Source organism: Actinoplanes sp. CA-051413 (assembly GCF_050955795.1).
GTDB lineage: Bacteria > Actinomycetota > Actinomycetes > Mycobacteriales > Micromonosporaceae > Actinoplanes.
Map to the genome: position 1 here is coordinate 5,338,246 of NZ_CP192100.1, position 18,329 is coordinate 5,356,574.

The 18,329-nt window shown below is 73.2% G+C and carries 19 protein-coding genes; 6 read left to right on the forward strand and 13 right to left on the reverse strand.

Annotated features, from left to right (window positions below):
• The first annotated feature begins 31 nt into the window (after positions 1-31).
• Together ACQP2Y_RS25175 and ACQP2Y_RS25180 are read left to right on the forward strand one after the other, a co-directional pair.
• A complete protein-coding gene (locus tag ACQP2Y_RS25175; protein ID WP_433717480.1) occupies positions 32-1,072 on the forward strand; it encodes an LLM class flavin-dependent oxidoreductase in 1,041 nt (346 codons plus the stop codon).
• A 222-nt stretch (positions 1,073-1,294) separates the two neighbouring features.
• A complete protein-coding gene (locus ACQP2Y_RS25180) occupies positions 1,295-3,547 on the forward strand; it encodes an MMPL family transporter (protein WP_433717482.1) in 2,253 nt (750 codons plus the stop codon).
• 66 nt (positions 3,548-3,613) lie between these two features.
• Here ACQP2Y_RS25180 and ACQP2Y_RS25185 read toward each other — a convergent pair whose 3' ends face one another.
• From ACQP2Y_RS25185 to ACQP2Y_RS25230, 10 genes are all read right to left on the reverse strand, one after another.
• On the reverse strand, positions 3,614-4,288 hold the full coding sequence (locus tag ACQP2Y_RS25185; protein ID WP_433717484.1) for an MBL fold metallo-hydrolase: 675 nt from the start codon (positions 4,286-4,288) through the stop codon (positions 3,614-3,616).
• A 63-nt stretch (positions 4,289-4,351) separates the two neighbouring features.
• A complete protein-coding gene (locus ACQP2Y_RS25190) occupies positions 4,352-4,750 on the reverse strand; it encodes a DUF6232 family protein (protein ID WP_433717486.1) in 399 nt (132 codons plus the stop codon).
• A 41-nt stretch (positions 4,751-4,791) separates the two neighbouring features.
• Entirely contained in the window at positions 4,792-5,814 is a 1,023-nt protein-coding gene (locus ACQP2Y_RS25195) for an ABC transporter ATP-binding protein (RefSeq protein WP_433717488.1), read from the reverse strand.
• Entirely contained in the window at positions 5,811-6,605 is a 795-nt protein-coding gene (locus tag ACQP2Y_RS25200) for an ABC transporter permease (protein ID WP_360829553.1), read from the reverse strand. Before ACQP2Y_RS25200 ends, ACQP2Y_RS25195 begins: the two co-directional genes overlap by 4 nt.
• Positions 6,593-7,513 carry an ABC transporter permease gene (locus ACQP2Y_RS25205; RefSeq protein WP_360829550.1) on the reverse strand — a complete coding sequence of 307 codons (921 nt, stop codon included), beginning with the start codon at positions 7,511-7,513 and terminating at the stop codon, positions 6,593-6,595. The genes ACQP2Y_RS25200 and ACQP2Y_RS25205 overlap by 13 nt, the downstream gene beginning before the upstream one ends.
• A gap of 2 nt (positions 7,514-7,515) precedes the next feature.
• Complete coding sequence (locus ACQP2Y_RS25210; RefSeq protein WP_433717491.1) at positions 7,516-8,643, reverse strand: ABC transporter substrate-binding protein; 1,128 nt, start codon at positions 8,641-8,643, stop codon at positions 7,516-7,518.
• 95 nt (positions 8,644-8,738) lie between these two features.
• Positions 8,739-9,839, reverse strand: coding sequence for a serine hydrolase domain-containing protein (locus ACQP2Y_RS25215; RefSeq protein ID WP_433717492.1), 1,101 nt, complete (start codon positions 9,837-9,839; stop codon positions 8,739-8,741).
• A gap of 93 nt (positions 9,840-9,932) precedes the next feature.
• Positions 9,933-10,463, reverse strand: coding sequence for a hypothetical protein (locus ACQP2Y_RS25220; RefSeq protein WP_433717493.1), 531 nt, complete (start codon positions 10,461-10,463; stop codon positions 9,933-9,935).
• Complete coding sequence (locus ACQP2Y_RS25225) at positions 10,460-11,134, reverse strand: ABC transporter permease (RefSeq protein ID WP_433717494.1); 675 nt, start codon at positions 11,132-11,134, stop codon at positions 10,460-10,462. Before ACQP2Y_RS25225 ends, ACQP2Y_RS25220 begins: the two co-directional genes overlap by 4 nt.
• On the reverse strand, positions 11,131-11,844 hold the full coding sequence (locus ACQP2Y_RS25230; RefSeq protein ID WP_433717495.1) for an ABC transporter ATP-binding protein: 714 nt from the start codon (positions 11,842-11,844) through the stop codon (positions 11,131-11,133). Before ACQP2Y_RS25230 ends, ACQP2Y_RS25225 begins: the two co-directional genes overlap by 4 nt.
• Before the next feature lie 109 nt (positions 11,845-11,953).
• Between ACQP2Y_RS25230 and ACQP2Y_RS25235 the strand changes: the two genes are divergently transcribed.
• Both ACQP2Y_RS25235 and ACQP2Y_RS25240 read left to right on the forward strand, forming a co-directional pair.
• Positions 11,954-12,805 (forward strand): sensor histidine kinase, encoded by an 852-nt coding sequence (locus ACQP2Y_RS25235; protein ID WP_433717496.1) that lies wholly within the window; start codon positions 11,954-11,956, stop codon positions 12,803-12,805.
• Between the two features lie 56 nt (positions 12,806-12,861).
• Positions 12,862-13,467, forward strand: a complete 606-nt coding sequence (locus ACQP2Y_RS25240) for a response regulator (RefSeq protein WP_433732059.1) — start codon at positions 12,862-12,864, stop codon at positions 13,465-13,467.
• Between the two features lie 6 nt (positions 13,468-13,473).
• On the opposite strand, the gene ACQP2Y_RS25245 is transcribed toward ACQP2Y_RS25240, so the two are convergent.
• On the reverse strand, positions 13,474-13,962 hold the full coding sequence (locus ACQP2Y_RS25245) for a MarR family winged helix-turn-helix transcriptional regulator (RefSeq protein ID WP_433717497.1): 489 nt from the start codon (positions 13,960-13,962) through the stop codon (positions 13,474-13,476).
• Positions 13,963-14,035: 73 nt separating this feature from the next.
• Between ACQP2Y_RS25245 and ACQP2Y_RS25250 the strand changes: the two genes are divergently transcribed.
• Both ACQP2Y_RS25250 and ACQP2Y_RS25255 read left to right on the forward strand, forming a co-directional pair.
• A complete protein-coding gene (locus ACQP2Y_RS25250) occupies positions 14,036-16,093 on the forward strand; it encodes an MMPL family transporter (protein WP_433717498.1) in 2,058 nt (685 codons plus the stop codon).
• On the forward strand, positions 16,090-16,977 hold the full coding sequence (locus ACQP2Y_RS25255) for a polyprenyl synthetase family protein (protein WP_433717499.1): 888 nt from the start codon (positions 16,090-16,092) through the stop codon (positions 16,975-16,977). Before ACQP2Y_RS25250 ends, ACQP2Y_RS25255 begins: the two co-directional genes overlap by 4 nt.
• Here the strand turns inward: ACQP2Y_RS25255 and ACQP2Y_RS25260 are convergent.
• Positions 16,967-17,665 (reverse strand): anti-sigma factor, encoded by a 699-nt coding sequence (locus tag ACQP2Y_RS25260; protein WP_360554549.1) that lies wholly within the window; start codon positions 17,663-17,665, stop codon positions 16,967-16,969. The genes ACQP2Y_RS25255 and ACQP2Y_RS25260 overlap by 11 nt on opposite strands.
• Positions 17,619-18,191, reverse strand: coding sequence for an RNA polymerase sigma factor (locus ACQP2Y_RS25265; RefSeq protein ID WP_360554550.1), 573 nt, complete (start codon positions 18,189-18,191; stop codon positions 17,619-17,621). The genes ACQP2Y_RS25260 and ACQP2Y_RS25265 overlap by 47 nt, the downstream gene beginning before the upstream one ends.
• Between the last annotated feature and the right edge of the window lie 138 nt (positions 18,192-18,329).

The window sequence follows — 18,329 nt, forward strand, 5'->3', positions numbered from 1 at the left end:
TCCGGCGCCACCGCGAGTGGTTCGCACCGGGGTGAAGAAGATCGGTTTCCTGTCCTTCGGGCACTGGCGGGACGCGACCGGCTCGCAGACCCGCAGCGGCGCCGACGCCCTGCTGCAGACCATCGAGCTGGCCGAGGCCGCCGAGGAGCTCGGCGTGGACGGCGCGTTCGTCCGGGTGCACCACTTCGAGCGGCAGCTGGCCTCGCCGTTCCCGCTGCTGTCGGCGATCGGCGCGCGGACGTCGCGGATCGAGATCGGCACCGGCGTCATCGACATGCGCTACGAGAACCCGCTCTACATGGCCGAGGAGGCCGCGGCGGCCGACCTGATCAGCGGCGGCCGGCTGCAGCTGGGCGTGAGCCGGGGATCGCCGGAGACCGTGCTGCGCGGCGCCGAGGTTTTCGGCTACCGGCCGGCCGAGGGCCAGAACGCCGCGGACGCCGCCCGGCAGAAGACCGAGATCTTTCTGACCGCCATCGACGGCGCCAAGGTGGCCCGGACCGACCCGGCGCGCACCGGCTTCAGCGGTGGCCTGGCCGTGCAGCCCCAGTCACCGGGCCTGCGCCGGCGGATCTGGTGGGGCTCGGGCACCCGGGCGACCGCGCAGTGGGCCGCCCGCGCCGGCATGAACCTGCAGAGTTCCACCCTGCTGTCCGAGGACACCGGGGTGCCGTTCGACCAGCTCCAGGCCGAGCAGATCGAGCTGTACCGGCAGGCGTGGCGCGAACAGGGCCACGACTGGGAGCCGCGGGTCTCCGTCTCCCGCAGCGTGCTGCCGATCACCGAGGAGATCGACCGGATCTACTTCGGCGAGCAGGCCCACGACGACCAGGTGGGCCTGCTGGAGGGGGTGCGGTCGCGCTTCGGGCGCACGTACGCCGGGGAGCCCGACCGCATCGCCGAGGAGCTCGCCGCCGACGCGGCCGTCCAGACGGCCGACACCGTGCTGTTCACCGTGCCCAACCAGCTCGGCGTCGCCTACAACGCCCGCATCCTCGAGACAATTACCCGACACATCGCCCCGGCCATCGGCTGGTCCGCGGCGCAGCCCGTGGCCCCGGGCAAACCCTGAGGCCGCCTCGGGGTCACCGGCGGCCGGCTCCTCCCCCGGGCTGAGCCCTGACCCCGACCGGCGTCCGGTACCGCCGTTTCGCCGCATTCCTGCCGCGCGGGGCGACCCGAGCCGGGCACCCGGCCGGCTCCGGGTCCGGCGCGGGTCCGACCCGGATGTTCCCAGCTCCCCCTCTGCCTAGGTTCAGGTTCGACACAGGAATCGACGCAGGGGGAACCAGCGATGAGCAAGCGACCGGTGACGGTTCGGGTGGCACGGTGGAGTGCCGAGCACCCATGGCGGGCGGTGGCGCTGTGGGTCGTGTTCGTCGCGGTCTGCTTCGTCGGGGGCAACGCGGCCGGCCTGCAGGAAGCCACGGCACAGGACCAGGCCGTCGGCGAGTCAGGACGCGCCGGCGTCATGATCGAAGAGGGCAAGTTCCCCGACGAGCCGGCCGTCGACAATGTCCTGATCACCTCCCGTTCCGGCCCGCTGGACCAGAAAGCCGCCGGGGCCGCGGCCACCGCCGCGGCGGCCCAACTGCGCACCGTCCCGGGCGTCGCGGAGGTCGGCGCGCCGGTCAAGGCCGTCGACGGCACCGCGCTGCTGCTGCCGATCACCATGAGCGGAGACCCGGAGACCGCCTCCGAGCGGGTGGAGCCATTGCGTACGGCCACCGCGCGGGTCCAGGAGCAACACCCGGCCCTGCGCGTCGAGCAGGTCGGCGGGCCCTCCATCAACAAGGCTCTCGACGACACCCTGGGCGCCGACTTCAAGCGGGCCGAGATCCTCAGCCTGCCGGTGACCCTGGCCATCCTGATCGTCGCGTTCGGCGCGCTGATCGCCGCCGGCATCCCGGTCCTGCTGGCCCTGTCCTCGGTGGCCGCCGCGATCGGCTTGTCCACTCTGGCCTCGCACCTGGTGCCGTCCAACGACTCCACCTCCAGCGTCATCCTGCTCATCGGCATGGCGGTCGGCATCGACTACTCGCTGTTCTACGTCCGCCGCGAACGCGAGGAACGCGCCAAGGGCCGCGGCCACGTCGACGCGGTGGAGATCGCCGCGGAGACCTCCGGGCACGCGGTCGTCGTCTCCGGTACGGCCGTCGTCATCGCCATGGCCGGGCTGTTCCTGGCCCAGGACGCCATCTTCTCCTCGCTGGCCGTGGGTTCCATCCTGGTGGTCGCCGTCGCCGTCATCGGCTCGCTGACCGTGCTGCCCGCGCTGCTGGCCAAGCTGGGCCGCTGGGTCGACCGGCCCCGGGTGCCGCTGCTGTGGCGCCTCACCGCCCGCCGCACCGGAGCCGACGGCGTCGTGCAGCCCAGCCGCTTCTGGACGCTCGTGCTGCGCCCGGCCCTGCGCCGCCCGCTGCCGACCCTGCTGATCAGCGTCGGGCTGCTGCTCGCCCTGGCCGCACCCGCGCTCGGCATGCAGCTCAAGTTCCCCGGCACCGAGGACCTGCCGCGCACCACGCCGGCGATGCAGGCGTACGACCGGCTGGCGGCCGCGTACCCGAGCAACGGCACCACCCACCTCGTGGCCGTGCAGGCCTCCGCCGAGCAGGCGCCCGCCGTCAAGGCGGCCCTGACCCAGCTGGCCGCGAGCACCCAGGGCGACCGGCTGTTCGCCGCGCCGGAGCAGGCCGGGCCGGAGATCGAGGTCTCCCCCGACTCCCGGGTGACCGTGCTGGAGATCGCCACGCCGTTCTCCTCGCGCAGCAACGAGGCCGAGCAGTCACTGCACCGGCTGCGGGAGACCCTGGTCCCGGCCGCGCTGGGCGGTCTCAGCGGTGCCTCGTACGCCGTCGGCGGTGGCGTCGCCGAGAGCGAGGACTACGCCGCCCACGTGTGGAACAAGCTGCCCGTCGTCGTCGGCTTCGTCCTGCTGCTGACGTTCCTGGTGATGGCGTGGACGTTCCGCTCGGTGGTGGTGGCGCTGACCTCCATCCTGCTCAACCTGCTCTCCGCCGGCGCCGCATACGGCCTGCTGGTGCTGGTCTTCCAGAACACCTGGGCCGAGGGCGTGCTGGGCTTCACCTCGATGGGCGCGATCGTCACCTGGCTGCCGCTGTTCCTGTTCGTGGTGCTGTTCGGACTGTCGATGGACTACCACGTCTTCGTGGTGAGCCGGATCCGGGAGGCGGTGCTGCGCGGGGTCCCCAACCGCGAGGCGGTGGCCGAGGGCATCACCGGCTCGGCGGGCGTGGTCACCAGCGCCGCCATCGTGATGGTCGCGGTCTTCTCGATCTTCGCGACGCTGTCCACCATCGACATGAAGCAGCTCGGCGTCGGCCTGGCCGCGGCGATCCTGCTGGACGCGACGCTGATCCGGGCGGTCGTGCTGCCGTCGCTGATGACGCTGCTCGGCCCGGCCAACTGGTGGGCGCCGCGCCTGCTGCGGGGACGCGGGCGGCACGCAGCCGGCGGACCGGCGACCGGCAACGGTGACACCCCGGCGCAGGACGAGCAGACCCCGGAGCTGATCGGCGCCCGCTGACCAGTACGGGACGCGCCGGCCGGAAGCCACGGGGTTCCGGCCGGCGCGCTGTGCGCAACCGGTCGATCAGACGGCGGCGAACTCGCGGAAGCGGTCCACCGCCCGGCCGGAGATGGCCCGCCCGTGCCCGAAGACCGCGTGCTCGAACTCCAGCCCGGCCAGCTTGGCGACGCTCCGGGCCTGCTCGTCGAGGTCGGCCGTGACCATCTTGGGCGTGCTGCCGACCCGGCCGCCCCGCTTGCCGGCGGCGGCGTCCCCGGCGAAGAGGATGCCGCCGGAGCGGTCGAGCAGGAACGACAGGTGCCCGGCGGTGTGACCGGGCGTGTGCACGGCGGTGAAGCCGGGCAGGGGCGCATAGCCATCGGTGGTGACGACGTCGTCGACCGGGGCGGGCTCGGGAGTGCCCATGATCAGCGAGGAGAACTTCAGGAGCGGATGGCTGTACACGGCTCGCTCGGCGCCCGTCACGTACGGCACGTCGGCCTGGTGGGCGACGATCCGCGCACCGGACCGGCGGCGCACCTCGGCGAGGCCGCCGGAGTGGTCGGGATGGTGATGGGTGAGCAGCACCGTGTGCACGTCACCGATCGAACGGCGCATCCCGTGCAGCACCTGGGCGATCTTCACGGACCGGCGCGGCAGGCCGGTGTCGACGAGCACCACCCCGTCGTCAGTCACCACCAGATGCACGTTGACGTACCCGATACCGACCTCGAAGACCCCGTCGACCACTTCACGCATCCGAAGATCTTCGCACCCGGCTGCCCCGCCGGGCCGCCACGACCCGGCCGCGGGACGAAAACGTCAGTGGCGGGCGTCCTCGATCGCGCGTTGCAGCGCCCGGCTCACCTGGTTGAACACGCGGGGGTCGGCCGAGCTGTAGACCGTCACCTCGGCGTCACCGCGGTACGCCGCCCGCAGCGCCCAGGACCGGGTGTGCGACGGCCACCCAGCCAGGGCCAAGGCCGCCAGGAGCGCGCCGATCGCGACGTACCATCGGCCCGGCAGCGCGAGCCGCGCCCAGCCGGCGCCGGCGACGGCGAGCAGGACCGCCGCGACCACCCGCTTGACCCGGCCGCCGTCCTGGCGCACCCGGGCGACCTGGCGCAGTTCGGCCACCACGAAGGCCTTCGTCGTCCCGGCCTGCCAGATGAGCAGTTCGTCGGTGACTGCGGCGTCGGGCCCGCGGTAGTAGGTGCGCACATGTCAGTAGAGCAAGGCGCCGGGCGTGATCGCCATCGTCGTCAGTCCTGCAACGCCACCGGAACCGGCCGCAGCTCGATCCGGACCGGGGTGCCGACCGTCAGCTCCGCCAGCGACTCGCCGCTGACCTGGGCCACCACGACGCTGTCGCCGACCTCGACGGTGACCCGGCTGGTCGGGCCGAGGAACGCCGTGGACAGCACGCGGGCCTGGCCGTCCGGGTCGGGCACGACGCCGACCGACTCCGGGCGCACCAGGGCGGTCACCTCCGGACCGCCGGTGGACGGCTTGACCAGCGGCAGCCGGGTGCCGAGCACGGTGACCGTGTCGCCGTCGACGTGGCCGGGCAGCCGGTTGCTGAGCCCGACGAAGTCCGCGACGAACGCGCTCGCCGGGCGCAGGTACACCTCGGCCGGCGCGGCGAGCTGCTCCAGCCGGCCGGAGCGCATCACCCCGACCCGGTCGGCGATGGCCAGCGCCTCCTCCTGGTCGTGGGTGACGAACAGGGTGGTGGTGCCGACCTCGGTCTGGATCCGGCGGATCTCGTCGCGCAGCTGCACCCGGACCTTGGCGTCCAGTGCGGACAGCGGCTCGTCGAGCAGCAGCACCTGCGGCTCGATGGCCAGCGCCCGGGCCAGCGCCACCCGCTGCTGCTGGCCGCCGGAGAGCTGGTGCGGGTAGCGGGCGGCGTGCTCGCTGATGCCGACCAGGTCCAGCATCGCCGCGGCCCGGTCACCGCCGGCGCGCCGGCGCAGCTTCAGGCCGAACTGGACGTTCTCCAGCGCGGTCAGGTGCGGGAAGAGGCTGTACGCCTGGAACACCATGCCCATGTCGCGCCGGTTGGCCGGCAGGCCGGTGATGTCCTTGCCGCCGACCAGCACCCGGCCGCTGTCCGCGTCCTCCAGCCCGGCCAGGATGCGCAGCGCGGTGGTCTTGCCGCAGCCGGACGGGCCGAGCAGGGCGATCAGCTCGCCGGGCTCGATGTGCAGGTCCAGCCCGTCCAGGGCGTGCACGGCGCCGAAGGTGCGGCGCAGGTCGTTGAGGTGGACGGCGACACCGTTCATCGGGACGCCTTTCTGCGATCGCCGAACAGGGACAGGAGCAGCAGCAGCACGAACGCGAGGATCAGCGCGGCCAGCGACACCGCCACCGACATGGTCGCGCTGCTCTTGCCGAGCAGGTTGATGGCGACCTGCAGGTTGGTGCGGTTCAGCAGCGAGGCGATGGTGAACTCGCCCAGCACCAGGGCCACGGTGAGGAACGCGGCGGACAGCACGGCCGAGCGGATGTTCGGCAGCACCACCCGGGCCATCACGGTGAACCAGCTCGCGCCCAGCCCGCGGGCGGCCTCGGCGAGCGTCTTGACGTCGATCGCCGACAGCCCGGCGTCGATCGCCCGGTAGGCGTAGGGCAGGACCAGGATCGTGTACGCGAACGTGAGCGTCAGCGACGAGCCGCCGAGGAAGTAGTTGACCCACGCGTACACCGGGGCCAGGCCGACGACCAGCACGATCGCCGGGATGGTCAGCGGCAGCAGGCAGATGAACTCGACCAGCGGGCGCAGGCCGGGCAGCCGCAGCCGGACCCAGATCGCCGTGGGCACTAGCAGCACCAGCATGAGCAGGGCGGTGAGCAGGGCCTGGCCCAGGGACGCGACGATCCCGTCGGCCAGGTCGGGGTAGGTCTCGCTGAGCTTCGGCCAGTCGGCGAGCAGCGACCAGGTGCCGCTGTCCCCGCGGGTGGTGAACTCCACCATCGCCGCGAGCGGCAGCAGGAAGAAGACCCCCATGACGGCCAGGACCGTCCAGCGGAACGCGGACTGCCGGCGGGCCCGGCGCGCCCTCAGCCCAGCCATCGTGCGGTCCGCTTCTGCAGCAGGGCGTACAGGGTCATCACCACGGCCACCACCACGACCATGCCCAGCGCCATGGCCTTGCCGAGGTTCTGCTGGCCCAGGACGACCTCGCTGGTCAGGGCGCTGCGGATCTGCAGCGGCACGATCGGGTTGCCCTGGCTGACCAGGGCCGCCGCGGTCGCGTACGCGGAGAACGCGTTGGCGAACAGCAGCAGCGTGGAACCGAGGAACGCGGGCGCGAGCAACGGTCCCGCCACCTTGGTCCAGTACTGCCAGGTGGAACCGCCGAGGCTCTCGGTGGCCTCGCGCCACTGCGGGCGGATCCCGTCGAGCGCCGGCAGGAAGACGATCACCATGAGCGGGATCTGGAAGTACGTGTAGACCAGCACGAGGCCCGGCAGTTCGAAGAGCCAGACGCCACCGGAGTAGATGTCGACGCCGAGGTTGTCCCGCAGGAACACGGTGACGAAGCCGGACAGGCCGAGGGTGGCGATGAAGGCGAACGCCAGGGTGACGCCGCCGAACTGGGCCAGCACCCCGGACGCGGCGGTGACGATGCGGCGCAGCAGCCCGCCGGGCCTGGCGGTGGCCAGCGCGTACGCCAGCACCGCCCCGAGCACCGCGCCGAGGAGCGCGGTGACCGCCGACAGCAGGATGCTGCGCCCGAACGCGTCCAGCACGTAGGAGTCGCCCAGCGCGGTCACGTTGGCCAGGGTGAAGCCGCCGTCACCGGCGAACGCCCCGATCGCCACCACCAGGGTGGGGATGACCAGGAAGACGGTGACGTAGGCGAAGAACGGCAGGGTGCCGAGCAGGCTGCGCACCTGGTTCAGGCGCAGCCGGCCCCGGGGGGCCCGGACCGGCGGCACGGGTGCCGCCAGCTCCGGGCCGTCGAGGACGGTGGCCATGCTCAGCCGATGGCCTTGGCCCAGTTGGCCGCCAGGTACTCCTTGGCCTTGGTGGTCTGCGCCTCGGTCTGGAAGACCGGGGTGCCCTCGACCTTGGGCAGGGCCGCGAACGCGGTGGCGTCGATCGTGCCCGCCTTGACCATCGCGTCGGCGCGCACCGGCCGGGCGCCGCCCTTGAGCCACAGGTTCTGGCCCTCGTCGGAGTACAGGAACTCCTCCCACAGCCGGGCGGCCGCCGGGTGCGGGGCGTCCTTGCTGATGGCCTGCACGTAGTACGAGCCGAGCACCGCACCGGCCGGCACCACGGTCTTCCACTGGATCTTGCCGCTGAGCTTGGCGCCCTGCGCGACGTTGAGGTAGTCCCAGTCGATGACGACCGGCGTCTGGCCGGACTCGACGGTGGCCGGGGTCGGGTCGACCGGCAGGAAGTTGCCGGCCTTCTTCAGCTGGCCGAAGAAGTCCACGCCCGGCTTGATGTCGTCGGCGGAGCCGCCGTTGCCGAGCGCGGCCATGGCGACGCCGGCGAACGCGGCCCCGGCCTGGGTCGGGTCGCCGTTGAGCGCGACCTTGCCCTTGTACTCGGGCTTGAGCAGGTCGGCCACGCTCGCCGGGGCGGGCACCTTGGCGCTGTCGTAGCCGATCGACATGTAGCCGCCGTAGTCGTTGGTCCAGGTGCCGCCGGCCTCCTTGAGCGCGTCCGGGATGTCGGCCCAGGTGGCCACCTTGTACGGGGCGAACTTGGCCACGTTGGCGGTCGCGACGGCGCTGCCCAGGTCGAACACGTCGGGCGCCTTGTCCTGGCCCTTGAGCTGGTCCGCGGCGTTGATCTCGTCCTGGCTGTTGGCGTCCGGCTGGGCCGAGTTGACCTTGATGCCGTACTTGGTGCCGAAGGCCTTGATGATCTCGCCGTAGTTGGCCCAGTCCGGCGGCAGCGCGATGACGTTGAGCTGGCCCTCCTTCTTGGCCGCGGCGACGAGCGCGTCCATGCCACCGAGGTCGGCGGCGCTGGCGGCGGTGGCCGCCCCGGTGCCGGCGGAGTCGCTCTCCTTCTCGGGCGGGGAGCAGGCGGTCAGGCCGGCGAAGGTCGTGACCGCCAGCAGGGCCGCGGCGGTACGGGCAAGGGTCCGCACGTGGGTTCCTCCATCTCATCGGCACCGCCGAGCCGGCGGTGCCGCTGTGGATCATCAGAGTACGGGGTATCGGGCGGGCGGGCAGCGGACGACGGTCAGGCGTCGGCGGCCTGAACGACAGCCGTCACGAACTGGTCGTTCTCCACCGCACCGCCACCGTGGGGCTGGGCGAGGCGGTCACGGGCGTAGCCGTACGCGACTCCGCTGCGCGGATCCGCGAAGCCGAGCGAGCCTGCCGCGCCGAAATGGCCGAACGCGGCCGGGCCGAGAAACGGATAGGGGGTCGTCATGGCCTCGAAACCGAGGCCGAACTGGGCACCGGAGCCGCCGGACAACAGGTCGGGCGCGGTGTCGCCGGCGGTGCCGAAAGCGGCTGTGGTCGCCGGGCGCAGCAGCGGTTCCCTGCCGTTGAGGCCCGACACGGCCGCAGCATACAACCGCGCGACGCCGCGGGCGTTGCCCACACCGCCGGCCGAGGCCTGCCCGTGGGCCCGGACCATCCGGCTGTTGGCGAAAACGGTCAGGTCGGTCGGCGGGTCGGCGTGCAGGTTCAGCGCGATGCCGGTCAGGCTGCCCGGATCCGGTCCCGGCTCACGCCCGACCGGCGGGGCGAGCGGGCGGAAGCGCGGTTCCAGCTCCGCGGGCAGACCGAGGAACAGGTCGATGTCGTACGGGACGCGGACCCGGTGCTCGTACGTCTGCTGCAGTGACCGGCCGGTCACCCGGCGCACGATCTCACCGACGAGCGCCCCGATCACCAGCGCGTGGTAGCCGTACCCGGAGCCACGGGACCAGTACGGCCGCTGCTTGGCCAGTCGCTCGGCGATGATCCGGTCGTCGGCGAGCTCGGCGGGCCCGAAGCCGCCGTCCACCCCGATCAGCCCGGCCCGGTGCCCGAGCAGCTCACGCACGGTCACGTCCGGGGTGAACTGCGGCCAGTAGTGCCGCACCGAGCGATTGACGTCGATGACGCCGTCCTGCACGAGCAGCGCCACCACCAGGAAGGCCGCACCCTTGGTCACCGACAGCAGACCCATCAGCGCTTCCGGGTCGATGGTCCAGAGATCGACGACCTGCCTGCCGTGCCGGTACACGGCCAGCTGGGCGCCGACCTCACCGAGCCGGGCCAGCTCGGCGGCGAAGACCTCCCGGACCTTCTCGTAACCCGGGGCGACTGTTCCGTGCACCAGCGACATCGCCGGGCCTCCTTCCGCCTCCCCCATCGTGACGCAAACCGGGTGCGGAAGTCTCCCCCGCCACGCGGCCGCCCGTCCGAAGACGATCAGGGGTCAGGCGTCCCGGCGGACGACCGTGACCGTGGCGGCGAGCACGGCGGCCACCGTCCATCCGGCCGGGAGCCACAGGCTGTCGTCGACGCGGTCCCGGACGAACGGCCCCAGCACGTAGTAGTAGCCGAGCACCACCACGACCGCCGCCAGGGCGTGACGCAGCAGGGTGCCCACGGCCGCCGCCAGCACGGTGGTCAGGACGAGGTAGACCGGATCGCCGCTGCCGGCGATGAGCACGGTCACGGCCGCGACCGGGACGGCGGCCAGGGTGAGGACGAGCGTCCTGGTGAGCTGCAGGCGGGCCCGGCGGGGCGTGCAGAGCAGCGTGGTGTGGATCTGGCCGCCGTCGTACTCGGAGGTGGCGGCGAGCACGCCGAGGACCAGGAAGCCCGCGCGGGCCATCGGGATCGGGTCCGGGCCGTCCCGGGCGACCAGCGCGATCAGCGTGGTCACGGCCCAGGTCAGGGCCACGGTCAGGGCCAGGGCGGGCAGCGTCGCCAGCTTCAGCAGCTCGGCGCGGACCGTGTTCACGCGTCGCGCCGGTGGAAGACGTACGCGGCGACCCCCAGCAGGACGGCGACCCAGGCGCCCATGACCAGGCCGGCCGTCACCGGGGTCAGGTCGGTCACGACGTCGTGGGGCTCGATGAACATCTGCGCGCCGGCCAGGTCCGGCAGGTAGGCCGCCAGCGGGGTGAGCTTGGTGAGCAGGAAACTGACCGAGACGACGGTGGAGTTCACGATCAGGACCGTCAGCGGCAGGACGCCGCTGCGGGTCAGCAGGGTGATCCCGTACGCCAGCAGCGCGTCCAGCACCCAGTAGACGACAACGCCGGCGATCCGCGGCCCGGGCCCGCCGTCGAGCACCCCGGCCACCGCCAGCGTCACCACTGCGCTGACCGCCGCCGTCACCGCCACGCTCAGCACCAGCGCCCCGGTCTTGGCGGTAAGCAGACGCATCCGCGACGGCACACAGACCAGGCTCGTCGCGATCTGCCCGCCCCGGTACTCGCTGCCGGCGGCGACCGTGCCCAGCACGAGCGGCCCGAGCACCCCGACGGTGAGCTCCAGGAAACCGCTGTCGGGCGTGCTCGCCGCCGCCCGCGAGTTGAGCAGCACCACGAGCGGCGGCAGGAGCAGGCTCAGCGCGACCGCCACCCACACCGACGGCAGCCCGGCCAGCTTCAGCAGTTCCGCCCTCACCACCGGCCCCGCGTCCCGGTCGAGGTGAGCGCGAAGTAGGCGTCCTCCAGGGTCGGATGGTCGCCGGTGACCCCGGCCAGGGTCCCGGCGGCGATGATCCGGCCCCGGTCGATGACCACGACGTCGTCGACCGTCTCGGCGAGTTCGCCCATCAGGTGGCTGGAGAGCAGCACCGTCGCACCCTCGGCAGCCCGCCGGCGCAGGAACTCCCGCATCCACCGGATACCGCCCGCGTCCAGCCCGTTCACCGGCTCGTCGAGCACCAGGACCGCCGGGTCCCCGAGCAGCGCCGCCGCCAGCCCCAGCCGCCGGCCCATGCCCAGCGAGTACGTGCCGACCCGCTTGCCCGCCGCCGAGGTCAGGTCCACCAGCTCGAGCACCTCGTCCACCCGCGAACGCGGCAGGCCATTGGTAGCGGCCACCCAGCGCAGGTGTGCGCGGCCGGTCCGCGAGCGGTGCGCTCCACTGCCGTCGAGCAGCGCGCCGACGACCGTCAGCGGCCGCCGCCACTGGCCGTACGGCCGCCCGGCGACCAGTGCCGTGCCCTGCTGGGCGCGGTCCAGGCCGAGCAGGATGCGCAGGGTGGAGGACTTGCCGGCGCCGTTGGGGCCGAGGAAGCCGGTGACCCGGCCGGGGCGGGCCGTGAAGCCGACGTCGGTGAGGATCGGGGCCCGGCCGCGCCGTTTGTGGACGTGCTCGATGGTGATCACCCCGCCAGTCAAGGCGCCCGCCGGTCCGGCCACATCGGACCGTGGTCGGGACCGCGAGATCGGACCGTGGTCCGACGCCGGACACGCGGACCGCACGTAGGGTGCGGGGGTGCAGGAGGTACGGCAGCGGCCCGCCCGCCGGTCCCGGGTCTGGCCGGTCACCGGGGCGACCCTGCTCGCCCTGGTGCTGATGCTGCTGCTCGTCGGGGCGGATGGGGTGCTCGCGGCGGTGATGCCGTCGCTGATCGCCGTGGGCGCGGTGGCCCTGGCGGCCTGGGCGATCTGGCGCAGTCACACCGACCGCGTGGCCTACGAGGCCCGGCTGACCCGCTGGGCGGCCTCGGAGGCGGTGCTGGCCGAGCGCCTGCGCCTGGCCGGGGACCTGCACGACATCGTCTCGCACGGCCTGGGCCTGATCACCGTGCGGGCCGCCGCAGCCCGGCTCTCCGGCGACCCCGGCGAGGCGCGGGAGGCGCTGTCCGACATCGAGTCCGCCGGCCGCGAGGCCACCGCCGAGCTGCGCCGGATGCTCACCGTGCTGCGCACCGCCGGCGACGCCGGGCCGCGGCAGCCGGCGGAGGATCTCGGCCGGCTGCCCGCGATCGTGTCCGACGCCAGGGCCACCGGGGTGCGGGCGCGCCTGACGCTCGAGCCGATGGGGCCGGTCTCGCCGGGCGCGCAGGTGGCGATCTGCCGGACCGTGCGGGAGGCACTGCACAACGTGGCCCGGCACGCCGGCCCGAGCGACGTGCGGGTGCACGTCCATCGCGACGGCGACACCGTGGTGGCGAGCGTGCACGACAGCGGGCCGGACGGACCGTGGCCCGGCACACCCGGCGCCGGGCACGGGCTGATCGGTGTCCGCGAACGGGTCACCGGTCTCGGCGGCACCCTGCACGCCGGGCCGGTCGAGCAGGGGTTCCGGGTGGTCGCGCGGATCCCCGACCGGGAGCCCGGATGAGCGCCGTACGGGTGCTGCTCGTCGACGACCAGCCGTTGCTGCGGCACAGCCTCGCGATGATCATCGGCAGCGCGCCGGGCCTGGCGGTGGTCGGCCAGGCCGGTGACGGCGCCGAGGCGCTGGAGGTGGCCCGGCGCACCCGGCCCGACGTGGTGCTGATGGACGTCCGGATGCCCCGGCTCGACGGGTTGCAGGCCACCCGGCGGATCTGCGCCGCCCCGGAGCTGGCGGCGACCCGGGTGGTCGTGCTGAGCATGTTCGAGCTGGACGAGTACGTCTACGAGGCGCTGCACGCCGGCGCCTCGGGTTTCCTGCTCAAGGACGCCCGGCCGGAGGAGCTGATCACCGCGATCCGCCGGACCCACGCCGGCGAGTCGCTGTTCGCCCCGTCCATCCTGACCCGGCTGGTCGAGCACTACGTCGCGGTCCCCCGCACACCTCGGGCGCCGGCGCCCCGGCCGCTCACCGCCCGCGAGACCGAGGTGCTGACGCTGATCGGGCGCGGGCTGTCCAACGACCAGATCGCCGCGCGGCTGACCATCTCGATCAAGACGGTCAAGACGCACGTGTCGCACCTGCTGACCAAGCTGGCCGCCCGGGACCGCGCCCACCTGGTGATCGCCGCCTACGACGCCGGGCTGGTCACGCCCCGGCCACGCTAGGCCGGGTCACTCCGCCGCGCGTACTTCGGTGTGGTGCTCGGCCAGTGCGACGTTCATGCCCTGCAGGAAGCGGCGCACCAGGGCCAGGTCGTCGTCGCTGAAGCCGGCCATCACGTCGTCGGTGCGCTTGCCCAGCGGGCCGAAGAACTCCGTGGCCAGGGCCATGCCGGGCTCGCCGTAGCGCAGGTGCACGACCCGGCGGTCGGTGCTCTCCCGGGTGCGGCGCAGGTGGCCGGCGCGTTCCAGCCGGTCGATCGCGGCCGTGGTGGCGCCCGAGGAGAGCCCGATCGCCTCGCCGAGCCGGCCCGGGGTGAGCGGCGTGCCCCGGCCCTCGGCGTGCATCACCGCGATCAGCGCCTGCAGGTCGGTGGGGTGCAGCCCGTGCCGCTGGGCGAACGCGTGCCCCACGTGCTGCGCCTCGACGCTGTACGTGCGCAGCAGGTTGACGATCTCCTCGCGGAGCCTGTCCCGCTCCGTCTTGCGCGCCCGGTACACCCGCTCAGTGTTGCAGATGCCGTCGCACTGGTGGAGACTCTCGATGGTCGAGATTCTTTGTCGTGGAGGAATGATGGTGCTTCGGACACTCACCGGACGGCTCACCGCATGGCTGGTGCTCGTGGTCGCCCTGCTGCTCGGCGGCTCGGTCATCGCGGGCGCGGGCGAGGTCCGCACCGCCAACGACCCGACCGCCTCCCTGCCCTCGGCGGCCGAGTCCACCAAGGTCGCCGCGCTGCAACGGCAGCTGCCGTCGGGACAGAGCAACCCGGCCCTGGTCGTCTACAGCCGCGACGGGCAGGCGCTCACCGCCGCCGACGTCGCGAAGATCGAGGCCGACGCCAAGGCCTTCAAGACGCAGAGTCCGCCGGTGTTCTCCGACGAGCGGGACGCGGCGCTGGTCGCCGTACCGTTGCCCGCCGACGCCCCGGCCGACCGGACCATCGCCGCGGTGGCCGAGCTGCGCGACACCGCGCGGGCCGGGCTGCCGGACGGGCTGACCGCTCAGGTCACCGGGGGCGCCGGGTTCGCCGCCGACATCGCGGACAGCTTCACCGGGGCCAACACCAACCTGCTCCTCGTGACCGTGGTGGTCGTGGCGCTGCTGCTGCTGATCACGTACCGCAGTCCGGTGCTCTGGCTCGTGCCGCTGGCCGTGGTCGGCCTGGCCGACCGGGTGGCCAGCGGGCTGGTCGCCCTGCTCTCCCGGCACACCGACCTCACCATCGGCGACTCCACCGTGGGCATCGTCACGGTCCTGGTGTTCGGCGCGGGCACCGACTACGCCCTGCTGCTGATCTCGCGCTACCGCGAGGAACTGCACCGCCACGCCGACCGGCGTGAGGCCATGCGCCGGGCCCTGCGCGGCGCCGGCCCGGCCATCGCGGCCAGCGCCGTCACCGTCGTGCTGAGCCTGCTCACCCTGCTGCTGGCCAGCCTGGGCGACACCGTCGCGCTGGGTGTCACCGCGGCCCTGGGCATCGCCGTCGCCGCGCTCTTCGCCCTGATCGCCCTGCCCGCCGCGCTCGTGGTCTGCGGCCGGGGCCTGTTCTGGCCGTTCATCCCGCGCGTCGGTGCGGGCGGCACCGAGCAGGAGCGCGGCATCTGGGCCCGGGTCGGCCGCGGTGTCGCCCGCCGCCCCGGCCTGGTCACCGTGGTCGCGCTGGTCGTGCTCGGCGTGCTGTCGACCGGCCTGATCGGCACCCGGCTCGGGCTCTCGCAGACCGAGCAGTTCCGCGTCGAGGCCGAGTCCGTCGACGGCCTGACCACCCTGAGTCGCTACTTCCCGGCCGGCGCCGCGGACCCCACCGTGGTGATCACCGCCCCGGCCACCGCCGACCAGGTCCTCGCCGCCGTGTCCGGCACGCCGGGGGTGGCGCAGGCCCGGATCGCCGAGCGGGCCGGGCAGTCGGTCAGCATCACCGCGGTACTGACCGCCGCACCCGACACCCCGCAGAGCTACGGCACCATCCGGGCGCTGCGCGACGCGGTCGGCGACGACGCCCTGGTCGGCGGCAGTGTGGCGATCGCGATGGACACCCGGGACGCGTCGCGGGTGGACCTGCGGGTGATCGTGCCGGTCATCCTGCTCGTGGTGCTGCTGGTCCTGGGCCTGCTGTTGCGTGCGGTCGTCGCCGCAGTGCTGCTGATCGGCACCGTCATCGCCAGCTTCGTCGCCGCCCTGGGCGCCGGCTCGTGGCTGTTCCGCGAGTTGCTCGGCTATCCCGGCCTCGACAACCAAGTGCCGCTGTACGCGTTCCTGTTCCTGGTGGCGCTCGGCGTCGACTACAACATCTTCCTGGTCACCCGGGCCCGGGAGGAGGCCATGACCCGCGGCACCCGGGCCGGGATGATCCACGCCCTGGCCGCAACGGGCGCGGTGATCACCAGCGCCGGCATCCTGCTCGCGGCGGTGTTCGCGGTGCTGGGCGTGCTGCCGATCATCACGCTCACCCAGATCGGGGTGATCGTCGGCCTCGGCGTGCTGCTGGACACGCTGCTGGTGCGTACGGTCCTGGTCCCGGCCCTGGCCACCCTGCTGGGCGACCGGTTCTGGTGGCCGGCCGACCCGGCGGCCCCGCACCGCGCGCACCAGGCGGGACCGGTGGAGCAGCCGGCGGCGGTGGCATGAGCGCCGACGGCCTCGCCGCCGCCGAGGCGCTGCTGACCGAGGCGCTCGACGGCGTCCCGGTGTCCTTGCGGGAGCCGTGCCGGCGGATCGCGCAGGCCGGCGGCGAATGGCTACGGGCCGGGCTCCTGCTGGCGGTCGCCGGCCGGGCCTGGCCCGGCACGTCGCGGCGCACGGCCACGGCCGCGGCCGCCGTCGAGCTGCTGCACCTGGCCACGCTCGTGCACGAGGACCTGCTGCACGAGGCCCCGGTACGCCGTGGCGTGCCCACCATCAACGCCAAGGAAGGCACCACCGTCGCCCTGCTCACGGGTGACCTGCTGATCGGGCTCGCCCACCGGCTCGGTGCCACCGCCGGGGCCGGCCCGCTGCTCGGTGATGCCCTGACCGAGCGCTGCACCGGGCTGTCCCTCGAGGCCGACAACCGCTTCCACCCCGAGGTGGACGCGACGACCGCGTTGCGCATCGCCGAGCTGAAGACCGGCACCCTGCTGGCCGCGGCCGGCCGGCTCGGCGCGGTCGTCACCGCCGCACCCGAGGACGGTCTCCAGGAGTACGGCGTCGCGTACGGCACCGCGTTGCACCTGCTCGACGACATCCTCGACCTGGGCTCGTCCTTCGCCGCCGGGATCGTCACGCTGCCCGCCGTGCACGCTCTGGCCGCTCACCCGGAGCTGCGCCGCCTGCTGCGTCCCGGCCTGGACGAGGCACACCGTCAGCAGGCCGGCGAACTGCTGGCCACCGGCGTGCCACCGACCCTGACGACGATCACCCAGCTGCTCGACCGAGCTGACGCGGCCCGGCCGGAGCTGGCGGAAATGACGAAGCGGTGCCGGGACAGTCAGCTCGCGCTGATGCCCCGGCACCGCCCTGTGCTCAATTCGTGAGCGTGCCCCGCAGCAGGCTCTTGCCGGAATGCGCGGCGTCGCCGTCGTACGCCTCCGCGGACACGTCCACCAGCCGGTAGCGGTTGAGATCCGCACCCGGCGGCAGCGGCAGCACCACGTCGGCGGCACCCGAGAGCGCGGCACTGGACAGGTTGCCCATCGCCATCATCCTCGTCGTGTCGTCCGGGTCGATGAGCCACACCTCGTAGTAGCCGGTCGTCAGCGGCAGGTTGCGCACGTCCAGGCGCAGCTTGCTGCCACCGATGACCTCCGCCGCTCCCCCGGCCGCCACCGGCGCACCGCCGAGCCGGGCCAGGCTCGCCTTCGCGGTCACCCTCGGCGGTGCCGGACGGTCGGTGAAGCGCTGCACCGTGACCGTGCCGGCGATGGCGAGCACTGCAGCGGCCGCCGCCGCGAGCACGGGCAGCACCCAGCGCCGTTCCCGCCGCTGGGGCAGGCGCCGCACGGGTGCGGTCACCGCGGCCTCGATGCCGGCCCAGACCCGTTCGGGCGGCGGCGGCAGCGCCCGCAGGCCCTGCGTCTCCGCACCCAGCTCGGCGACGTGCCGCAGGTCGTCGATCTCCGCCCGGCACCCCGGGCACTCGGCCAGGTGGACGGACTCGTCGGTGTCCGCCGTTTCCTCAGAGAGCGCGAGTAGGACCAGCCGATCGGGATCCAGATGCTGCACCGTCCACCTCCCACCGTCGTCGTAGATTGGCCATGCCACGCCGGATGTGACTCTTGACCGTGCCCAGGGGCAGTCCGGTCAGGGCCGCTATCTGCGGATGAGTGAGGTCGTCGTAGAACGCCAGCTCCAGGCTGCGCCGTTGCTCGGCGGGCAGCTGGGCCAGCTCGTCGGCCACGACCAGGCGGTCCAGCACGCGTTCGGGGCTCTCCTCGTCGGCGACGGGCTGGGCCCGTACCGTCGAGGCCACCCGCTCCTCGCGCGCCGCCGACCGCAGCCGGTCGACCGCCTTGCGCCGGGCGATACCGAGCAGCCAGCCGAGCATCCCGCCACGTTCCGGATCAAACGTACCGCGACCCTGCCAGGCCGCCACGAAGGTCGTCTGCGTGACGTCCTCCGCATCGGCTCTATTGCCCAGCAGGCGTACGCCGAGATAGAGCACCGCGCCGCCGTAGCGGTCGTACGCCAGGCGCAGCGCATGCTCGTCGCCCGCCCGGAAGCGTTCGGCGAGTTCGTCGTCGGGATTCATCGGCCCCCTTTCCACCTGCTCATTCGCTCCCCGGCCGGGCCGTGGATGCAGCGGGATCGATTTTTTCCGTGGTGCATCCAGCCGTGCCGGACCCAGCGAAACCACGGGTTGTCCGAACCCGGATACCCACTCGCTAGG